This window comes from Jeotgalibacillus malaysiensis (assembly GCF_044789845.1).
Taxonomy (GTDB): Bacteria; Bacillota; Bacilli; order Bacillales; family Jeotgalibacillaceae; genus Jeotgalibacillus; species Jeotgalibacillus malaysiensis_A.
Genome location: NZ_CP085252.1, coordinates 90,992 through 100,000, shown reverse-complemented (window position 1 = coordinate 100,000; position 9,009 = coordinate 90,992). Strand labels below are relative to the sequence as shown.

At 45.5% G+C, this 9,009-nt stretch carries 9 protein-coding genes and 1 rRNA gene (1 of these 10 running past the window's edge); 1 reads left to right on the top strand and 9 read right to left on the bottom strand.

Annotated features, from left to right (window positions below; genetic code table 11):
* The 8 genes from LG330_RS00515 to LG330_RS00480 form a co-directional block, all read right to left on the bottom strand.
* A 16S ribosomal RNA gene (locus tag LG330_RS00515) occupies positions 1-63 on the bottom strand; it reaches 1,490 nt to the left of the window's first position.
* Between the two features lie 366 nt (positions 64-429).
* Entirely contained in the window at positions 430-1,917 is a 1,488-nt protein-coding gene (gene lysS, locus LG330_RS00510) for a lysine--tRNA ligase (RefSeq protein WP_404406696.1), read from the bottom strand.
* 172 nt (positions 1,918-2,089) lie between these two features.
* A complete protein-coding gene (folK, locus tag LG330_RS00505; protein ID WP_404406694.1) occupies positions 2,090-2,611 on the bottom strand; it encodes a 2-amino-4-hydroxy-6-hydroxymethyldihydropteridine diphosphokinase in 522 nt (173 codons plus the stop codon).
* A complete protein-coding gene (gene folB / locus LG330_RS00500) occupies positions 2,612-2,974 on the bottom strand; it encodes a dihydroneopterin aldolase (protein ID WP_404406692.1) in 363 nt (120 codons plus the stop codon).
* Position 2,975: 1 nt separating this feature from the next.
* The gene (gene folP / locus LG330_RS00495; protein WP_404406690.1) at positions 2,976-3,788 is read right to left on the bottom strand and encodes a dihydropteroate synthase; all 813 of its coding nucleotides are present in this window, start codon (positions 3,786-3,788) and stop codon (positions 2,976-2,978) included.
* A 10-nt stretch (positions 3,789-3,798) separates the two neighbouring features.
* Positions 3,799-4,641: an aminodeoxychorismate lyase gene (gene pabC / locus LG330_RS00490; protein WP_404406688.1), complete on the bottom strand. Its 843-nt coding sequence runs from the start codon at positions 4,639-4,641 to the stop codon at positions 3,799-3,801.
* A complete protein-coding gene (gene pabA, locus LG330_RS00485) occupies positions 4,638-5,228 on the bottom strand; it encodes an aminodeoxychorismate/anthranilate synthase component II (RefSeq protein ID WP_404406686.1) in 591 nt (196 codons plus the stop codon). Before pabA ends, pabC begins: the two co-directional genes overlap by 4 nt.
* Positions 5,225-6,631 carry an anthranilate synthase component I family protein gene (locus LG330_RS00480; RefSeq protein ID WP_404406684.1) on the bottom strand — a complete coding sequence of 469 codons (1,407 nt, stop codon included), beginning with the start codon at positions 6,629-6,631 and terminating at the stop codon, positions 5,225-5,227. Before LG330_RS00480 ends, pabA begins: the two co-directional genes overlap by 4 nt.
* A 308-nt stretch (positions 6,632-6,939) precedes the next feature.
* Between LG330_RS00480 and murB the strand changes: the two genes are divergently transcribed.
* Positions 6,940-7,800, top strand: coding sequence for a UDP-N-acetylmuramate dehydrogenase (murB, locus tag LG330_RS00475; protein ID WP_404406682.1), 861 nt, complete (start codon positions 6,940-6,942; stop codon positions 7,798-7,800).
* A gap of 258 nt (positions 7,801-8,058) precedes the next feature.
* Here murB and cysK read toward each other — a convergent pair whose 3' ends face one another.
* The gene (gene cysK, locus LG330_RS00470; protein ID WP_404406680.1) at positions 8,059-8,982 is read right to left on the bottom strand and encodes a cysteine synthase A; all 924 of its coding nucleotides are present in this window, start codon (positions 8,980-8,982) and stop codon (positions 8,059-8,061) included.
* Between the last annotated feature and the right edge of the window lie 27 nt (positions 8,983-9,009).

Sequence of the window (9,009 nt, the reverse complement as noted above, 5' to 3'; positions counted from 1 at the left end):
GACTTGCATGTATTAGGCACGCCGCCAGCGTTCGTCCTGAGCCAGGATCAAACTCTCCGTAAAGTGTTTGAAAAGCTCATGTCTTTTTTGTTCGAAAAAGACTTAAAATCTTAAAACGTTGACGTTTGGTTGTTTAGTTTTCAAGGTTCAAGTACTTCTTATTAAAGCGTGTGTCGTTTTTTGGCGACTCAGTTATCTTATCATCTTTTTAAGTATGATGTCAACAACTTTTTTCACTTTATTTTTTGTCGCTACCTTTTGTTATCGCGGCAACGAATAATAATATATCACGGCTTTTACTTTGTGACAATAGTTTTTTATTAAAAAGGTAAAATTAATTTCAAGATTGTATCAGAAGCTGTAGTTGTCGAATCTCAAGTGTTACTGCCTCATAAGAAAAACCGCTGCGACGGGCAGCGGTTTTGATTGTTAATCTCTGTGACGCATTAGCGGGAATAACAGTATGTCTCTAATAGAAGGAGAATTTGTCAGCAGCATAACCACGCGGTCGATACCGATTCCAAGCCCGCCTGTTGGCGGCATACCATATTCAAGTGCTTCAATGAAGTCGTCATCCATCTCGTGTGCTTCATCGTTGCCTTCTGCTTTTTCTTTCATCTGTGCTTCAAATCGCTCACGCTGATCAATCGGATCATTCAGCTCAGTGAAGGCATTTGCATGTTCACGGCCAACGATGAACAGTTCAAAGCGGTCAGTAAACCGCTCATCTTCAGGGTTTTTCTTAGCAAGAGGTGAGATCTCTAAAGGATGACCATAAATAAATGTAGGCTGAATTAATGTTTCTTCAACCTTTTGCTCAAAGAACTCATTTACAATGTGGCCGTATTCCATATTATCTTTTACATCTATGCCATGTTCTTTTGCAAGTGCATGTGCTTCTTCATTAGACATCTGCTTCCAGAAGTCTACGCCTGTTTCGTTCTTGATCGCATCTACCATGTGAAGACGTGTCCACTTAGGCGTGAGATCTACTTCAAAGTCACCGTATGGAATCACTGTTGTTCCCAGTACTTCCTTAGCGATATGTGCAATCATGTTTTCAGTCAGATCCATAATGTCGTTGTAATCTGCGTATGCTTCATACAGTTCGATCATTGTGAATTCAGGGTTATGGCGCGTTGAAACACCTTCGTTACGGAATACGCGACCGATTTCATAAACCTTTTCAAGTCCACCGACAATCAGGCGCTTCAGGTGAAGCTCGATTGCGATACGCATGTATAGCTCCATATCCAGGGCATTATGGTGTGTAATGAATGGACGTGCAGCCGCTCCACCTGCAATTGAATGCAGCATTGGCGTTTCAACTTCGAGGTAGCCGTTGCTATCCAGGTAACGTCTCATTGACTGAATGATTTTACTGCGCGTGATAAATGTATTCTTGCTGTCTTCACTTGTGATCAGGTCAAGGTAACGCTGACGGTAGCGCTGCTCAACGTCTTTTAAGCCATGGAATTTCTCAGGCAGCGGGCGAAGTGACTTTGATAAAAGCTCAAAGCTTGTCGCTTTAATTGAAAGCTCGCCTACTTTTGTACGGAAGATTGTTCCGTTGACACCTACGATATCACCAAGATCGGCAGTATTGAAAAGTTCGTATGCTTCTTCTCCTACGGCATCTTTACGGACATAAAGCTGGATCTGTCCCTGAAGGTCCTGGATATGAGCAAAGCCTGCTTTTCCTTTACCACGCTTGGTCATAATGCGGCCTGCTACTGTTACCTCGTGTGTTGTTTCATCGAGGTCTTCTTTAGAGAGCTCACCAAATTCTGATTTGATGTCTTTTGAAGCGTGTGTACGGTCGAAGCGTTTACCGAACGGGTCGTTACCCTGTTCACGTATGGCTTCCATTTTTTCGCGTCTGACGCGGAACTGGTCATTCAATTCTTCATGACTCATGTTCATCACTCCTTTTACAATGATTTATCTATGATTCAAATCTTATCTCTATTCTTTTTGAATACTAATCTATTTTACACAATATAAAACGTGCGTACACCCCTAAAGGCTTTTTTCCTAATTGAACACCTTCTCCATAAAAAAACTGCCTGATCTAAACGGCAGTTTTATCTCAGAGCGCTAAAAAGTTCTCTTTGCGCTGATAGACAGTTTCTTTCCATAGACGAACGCCTTCACTGCCGGTTTGCTGCAGCAGTTCACTGACTGTACTTCCCGTTAAAGGATGGACAGCTTCAGGGGCAATTTCATGTAATGGAACAAGAACGAAGCTGCGTTCGTGCATATAAGGATGCGGAACAGTCAGCCTTTCTGATTGTATATTGTCTGTATTGTACAGCAAAATGTCAAGGTCTATAATGCGCGGACCCCAGTGAACTTTCCGCTCACGGCCAAGGGACTGTTCGATCTGCTGCGTTTCATTGAGCAGATTTTCTGCAGTAAGTTCTGTGTTCACCACTACCGCAATATTAAGAAACACCTGCTGATCGGTATAGCCAACCGGATCTGTTTCATAAATGGAGGATACACTCGTCACTTCTATAGAAGGAACATCATCAAGCAGCTTTACTGCCGTTTGGAGATTTTCTTTCGACTGACCAATGTTAGAGCCGAGGGACAAGTAAGCTGTATGCATTCAGCTTCTGCTCCGGGTGAGTTCAATGGCAACCGAGTTATAGTGACCCGGAATTGGCGGATCCGGCTTTACGACTTCAATCGTTATACGGTCGAGCAGATCAAATTCCTTCAGCATACGCGTTGCGATTCTGTCAGCAACTGCCTCCACAAGCTTCAGCGGCTCCCCTTCTACGATTTCTTTACATACATTGTAGACGTCTGCGTAATTAATGGAATCATCCACATTGTCTGACTCAGCTGATTTTGAAAGGTCAAGCTCAAGCACTGCATTGACACGGAAGCGCTGGCCAAGCTTTGTCTCCTCAGTGAATACACCATGGTAGCCGTAAAACTCCATTTCGTTTACCTTGATTTTATCCAATTCATTCACCCTTTCCGATTAGTACATCCATTACACGGGTCATGCGGACAATTTCTTTCACATCATGAACACGGACGATGTGGCAGCCCTTTTGCACCCCGTAGCATACGGTAGCGCCGGTTCCTTCAGTGCGCTCTTCTGCCGGCAGATCCAGGATATTGCCGATCATCGATTTTCGCGAAGTACCGAGCAGTACCGGGTAGCCCATCGCAACAATACGATCTACTTCTCTAGTCGCTTCAATATTCTGCTCAAACGACTTGGCAAAACCGACGCCCGGATCTAAAATGATCTGTTCATCCGGTACACCGGCAGATTTAGCAATGGCAATGCTTTCTTCAAGGTCGCGCACGAAGTCAGTAATGAAATGTTCATAGTCTCGCTTTTCCCGGTTATGCATTAAAATAATCGGCACGTTGTATTTTGCAGCTACTTCAACGATTGCAGGGTCATATTTTGCACCCCAGATATCATTGATGATATGTGCACCTGCTTTTACAGCCGCTTCAGCTGTCTTTGCTTTAAATGTATCAATCGAAATTGGCAGATCCACTTCACGACGCAGCGCTTCGATCACAGGTACAACCCGCTCAATCTCTTCTTCAATTGATACAGGCGTATAACCTGGTCTTGTTGATTCTCCGCCAATATCAATTATGTCTGCACCGTCTTCAGCCATCTGCTTTGCATGCGCGACGGCTGCATCCACTGTATTGAACCTGCCCCCATCTGAAAATGAATCAGGCGTTGTATTCAAAATACCCATTACATATGTTTTTTTCGTAAAATCCAGCGTATACGTTCCCGCCTTCATGTTATTCACCTCATCTAACTGACTCAATGTGCAGCTTTGTCTTTTTTTGATACTCAGATTTCAATTGACTGCAGACGGGTCCGTCTTCAGGAAAAAGCTGTCCTTCAAACAGCGTGATCGGAACAATTTCCTGAATGGAATTCGATAAAAACCATTCACTGGCACCTTGTGTTTCTTCTGGTGTGAAGCGCCCTTCTTTTACAGGAATGCCTTCAGCCCTCGCCAGTGCAAGCACCATTTTCCTTGTAATCCCTTCAAGCATACCGGTTGAAAGGTCGGGCGTATAAAGCGTGCCGTTCTTTACCCAGTACACATTAGACGCCAGCCCCTCTGATATGACGCCGTCTTCAGTAAGGAAAATGCCTTCAGTTTTTGCATCTGCCACTTCTTTTCTCGCAGCAAGGTTATTAAAATAATGATGCGATTTCAGCCTGATACTCGTCTCAGGTGTATTCCGGCGAAGATTGAGCCACTGCGCATGCCGTTCTGCAGGAGGTGGTGTGAGTGGTTTTTGAAGCAGCATCACCAACGGTTCAGTGTAAGGGGAAGGGTCGAGTCCAACCCCTCTTACACCGGCAGATACATTCAAACGGAAGTAGCCATCTGCGCCGCCATTAGCTTCTCTCAGCTGCGTGACCATCTGCTTTACCTCAGTTGCATTTAAGCCTGACTGGATTCCCATTTCACCCATCGCAAAGTGAATCCTTGTTAAGTGATCAGCGATTAAAAACGGAAAACCATCATACGTGCGAAACGTCTCAAATGCACCCATTCCATATAAAAAGCCGTGATCAAAAGGTGAGATGCGTGCATCTGCTTCCTCTATGATCTCTCCGTTTAACCAGAGCTTCATACGCCTTCTGCCTCGCGGACGCGGTAGGTATCCAGGAAGTTTTGAAGCAGCTTTTTACCCTGATCTGTCATGATGGATTCCGGGTGGAACTGCACCCCTTCGACTGCGAGCGTCTGGTGGCGGATACCCATGATTTCACCCTGATCAGTCCAGGAGGTGATTAACAATTCATCCGGCAGTGTATGCTTTTCAACGATCAGCGAGTGATAGCGTGTAGCAGTGAACGGCATCGGTAAATCTTTATAGACACTTTTCTCATCATGATACATCTCAGACGTTTTGCCGTGCATCAGGCGTGTGGCACGTACCACATTTCCGCCAAACACCTGGGCAATTGCCTGGTGTCCAAGACATACGCCAAAAATCGGAATTTCACCGGCAAATGCGCGGATCGCTTCAAGACTGATTCCCGCTTCATCCGGACTGCACGGTCCAGGCGAGATCATTAGAAAGTCAGGGTCCAGCTGCCTGATTTCTTCAATTGTGATCTCATCATTTCGTTTTACTACAAGTTCCTCCCCAAGCTCACCTAAAAACTGAACGAGGTTATACGTAAATGAATCATAGTTATCAATCATTAAAATCACTGCGTTGTCACTCCTTCCGCCTGATCCTTCGCCTGCCAGAGGGCGCGTGCTTTTTTAAGCGACTCTTTATATTCCCTTTTCGGATGAGAGTCGATGACTACGCCGGCCCCGGCCTGGACGTGTGCCTGACCGTCTTTTACAAGCATTGTGCGGATCACGATATTTAATTCAAGATCTCCGTTAAAACCGATCCAGCCGATTGACCCTGTATACAGCCCTCTTCTGACCGGTTCAAGCTCCTCAATAATTTCCATGGTGCGGACTTTCGGTGCGCCTGTGATCGTACCACCCGGGAATACTGCCCGGATGACATCTGCTTCATCATACTGCTCGTCCAATGTACCACGGACGTTTGAGACGATATGCATCACGTGTGAGTACTTTTCAATCACCATGAATTCATTGACTTCAACCGTACCGTACTGACTCACCCGGCCAAGGTCATTGCGTTCAAGATCCACAAGCATCACATGCTCAGCGCGCTCTTTTTCATTATGAATTAACTCATTTGCAAGTGACTGATCCTCTTCAGGCGTCTTTCCGCGTGAGCGCGTCCCCGCAATTGGTCTCGTGCTCAGCTCAGTTCCTGCTTTTTTCACTAAAAGCTCAGGGGAAGCGGAAGCAATCTGCAGATCCGGGAAATGCAGGTAGGACATATATGGTGACGGGTTCAGCTTACGCACCTCTTCATAAACGTCAGAAGCCTCTACTGCAAGCGGCTTTGACTGGCGGACAGAAAGGTTCACCTGGAACACATCTCCCTGCGCAATATACCGACGGATCGCTTCAGCAGCTTCGCAAAATGATGCTTCTTCCATTGAAACGGTCATGTCATCAGATGTTGTACGCGGTGTTGTACGCTCAGTAGCAGTTGACGTTTCAGCTGACTTCCACTGATGTACTAAGGCTTCAAGCTTTTCATCCGCAGGCTCCGCGTAATGGTGAAGCACCATAAAATAAAGTGTGCCTGTCTTATGATCAAAAACCATCCACTCGTCAAAAATTAAAAAGCATACATCCGGCAGACCGAGATCATCCTCTGTTGCGTCCGGCAGCTTTTCAATTGAACGTACATAATCATAGCTGATATAACCAATTGCTCCTCCCTGAAAATCAGGAAGCTCAGCAATCGGCTCCGTGCGGTAAGGAGACATCCACTCAAGCAGACTTTTAAGTACGTCCCCGTCAAATGTCTTTTCTTCCCCATTTTCAAAAACAGAGAGCTGATCGTCTTTCCCACTCGCCCAGGCAAATGGCTTAATACCTGCAATGCTGTAGCGACCACCCCTGCCACTTTCTAAAAACAGGTGACGTTCCTCATGCGCAGCCATTTTCTGTGCTGTATAATAAAATGTATCTAAAGTTGTTTTTGTCGTTTGATAAGTAATTGTGTATGAACTCAAGAAGTTTCACTCCCAGTAAGCAGACTCTGTCTCAATCATACACGAAACAATTCATCAGGTGGTACAGAGACATCTGATAAAAAATTGACGTTTTCGCTGAATTTCCATATACTTTATTCATTAAAGCGGCTCCTTTCAGCAGGCTCTTTTCTGCAGGAGGAGCTTTTGTATGTAACTATGTACACAACTCAGCTGTGATAGAAGCGTCAGACTGCTGACATCACCAGCCGGTTTTATTGTAAATTGCGAACGTCCCTTGCAAACTGTGACTATACTTACAGAAAGCAGAATTACACAGGAGGCACAATATGATTCAAAAGAATGTACCTTTGAAAGATTATACGTATACAAAAATCGGCGGGAATGCAGACTACCTTGCGATTCCTGAGTCAATTGAAGAATTGACAAAAGCCGTTACCTTTGCGAAAAAAAATAATATTCCGTGGATGGTGCTCGGCAATGGATCCAATGTATTGATCCAGGACGGCGGCATCGAAGGATTAGTCATTTTAACAACGTCACTGACGAATATGACCATTGACGTTGAGAAGATCACCGTTCAGGCGGGCGCACCCATTATTGAAGTATCCAGAGCTGCACACGATCACTCATTAAGCGGACTGGAGTTTGCATGCGGCATTCCGGGAAGTGTCGGTGGTGCGGTCTATATGAACGCCGGCGCTTACGGGGGGGAGATTAAGGATGTGTGTACGCATGTCACAGTACTTACGCCTGAAGGCAGCGTCGAAAAACTGCCTGCTGAAAAAATGGCATTTGATTACCGCACAAGCGCGATCCCTGATGAGAACTGGATCGTTCTTGAAGCAGAGTTCGTCCTTGAAAAAGCCGACCAGCATATGATCAAAGCGAAAATGGATGAGCTCACGTATCTGCGTGAATCCAAGCAGCCTCTTGAATACCCTTCATGCGGCAGCGTATTCAAACGCCCACCAGGACACTTCGCAGGAAAGCTGATTCAGGATTCCAACCTGCAAGGTGTTCAGATCGGCGGCGCGCAGGTGTCACTAAAGCACGCTGGATTCATCGTCAATAAAGGCGATGCAACAGCAAAAGATTATCTCAATCTTGTCCAACACGTGCAGAAAACGGTAAAAGAAAAATTTGGTGTTGATTTAGAGAAGGAAGTCCGCGTCATTGGCCGGACTTAAATAAGCGGGAGCCGGAACTTGTCCTTTTGGGATGGGTTCCGGTTTTTTATGGTTGTGGCTGATGAAGTGAAACGAAGGAATCATTCTTTGCACCCGGTTTCATGGACCGGCGCGTAAATCTCATGAAGAGGCGTGATTTTTTCATGAACCACCCGCAAAATGTTCTGAACACACATCATTATTTTCGGAACACTCCATGTAATCTCCTGAACAAAAACCCAAACAAAAAGCAGTCCCCGCAAAGAGACTGCCCAAAAATTAATCTTCAAACTGATAAAGCGGTGTGCTCAGGTAGCGTTCGCCGTTACTTGGAATGACAGCAAGCACTTTTTTACCTTTACCCATTTTCTTAGCGACTTCAATTGCCGCATAAATGGCTGCACCGGATGAAATCCCGCCGAGAATACCTTCTTCTCTCGCTGCTCTTCTTGCCGTTTCGAATGACTGGTCATTCGTTACCTGAATGACTTCATCATAAATTTTTGTATCAAGAATGTCAGGAATAAATCCTGCGCCAATCCCCTGAATTTTATGAGGGCCGGGGTTTCCGCCTGATAAAATTGGTGAATCTGCAGGCTCTACCGCATAGATCTTCACATCTTTATAGTGATCTTTCAGCACCTGTCCTGCACCGGTAATTGTTCCACCGGTACCAATCCCGGATACGAAAGCATCCAGCTGTTCCATCTGTTCAACGATTTCTTTCCCAGTAGTACGGCGGTGAATTTCAGGGTTTGCTTCATTTTTGAACTGCTGAGGCATAAAGTATCCTTTTTCCTCTGCAAGCTCTTCAGCTTTTTTAATGGCACCCTTCATTCCGTCCGGACCTGGTGTCAGCACAAGCTCCGCACCATACGCGCGCAGCAGGTTTCTTCTCTCCATACTCATCGTCTCAGGCATGACAAGAACAGAGCGGTAACCTTTTGCTGCAGCGATCATCGCAAGGCCAATCCCTGTGTTTCCGCTCGTCGGCTCAATAATCGTGTCGCCTTCTTTCAGGTTGCCATCACGCTCAGCAGCTTCAATCATCGAAAGCGCAATACGATCCTTTACACTGCTGCCGGGGTTCATATACTCAAGCTTCAGATAGACCTCAGCTGAGTTTTCATCCGTCAGTCGATTTAATTTAACAATCGGCGTCTGACCTACCAATTCAGAAATATTATTTGCAATGCGTACCATCTTCCTCACTCCTAATCCCTAGTAATG

Excerpts from the sequence above, each read along its gene's own strand:
- cysK (WP_404406680.1), bottom strand. The coding sequence starts at position 8,982 with ATGGTACGCATTGCAAATAATATTTCTGAATTGGTAGGTCAGACGCCG.
- murB (WP_404406682.1), top strand. The coding sequence starts at position 6,940 with ATGATTCAAAAGAATGTACCTTTGAAAGATTATACGTATACAAAAATC.
- pabC (WP_404406688.1), bottom strand. The coding sequence starts at position 4,641 with ATGAAGCTCTGGTTAAACGGAGAGATCATAGAGGAAGCAGATGCACGC.
- folK (WP_404406694.1), bottom strand. The coding sequence starts at position 2,611 with ATGCATACAGCTTACTTGTCCCTCGGCTCTAACATTGGTCAGTCGAAA.
- lysS (WP_404406696.1), bottom strand. The coding sequence starts at position 1,917 with ATGAGTCATGAAGAATTGAATGACCAGTTCCGCGTCAGACGCGAAAAA.
- folP (WP_404406690.1), bottom strand. The coding sequence starts at position 3,788 with ATGAAGGCGGGAACGTATACGCTGGATTTTACGAAAAAAACATATGTA.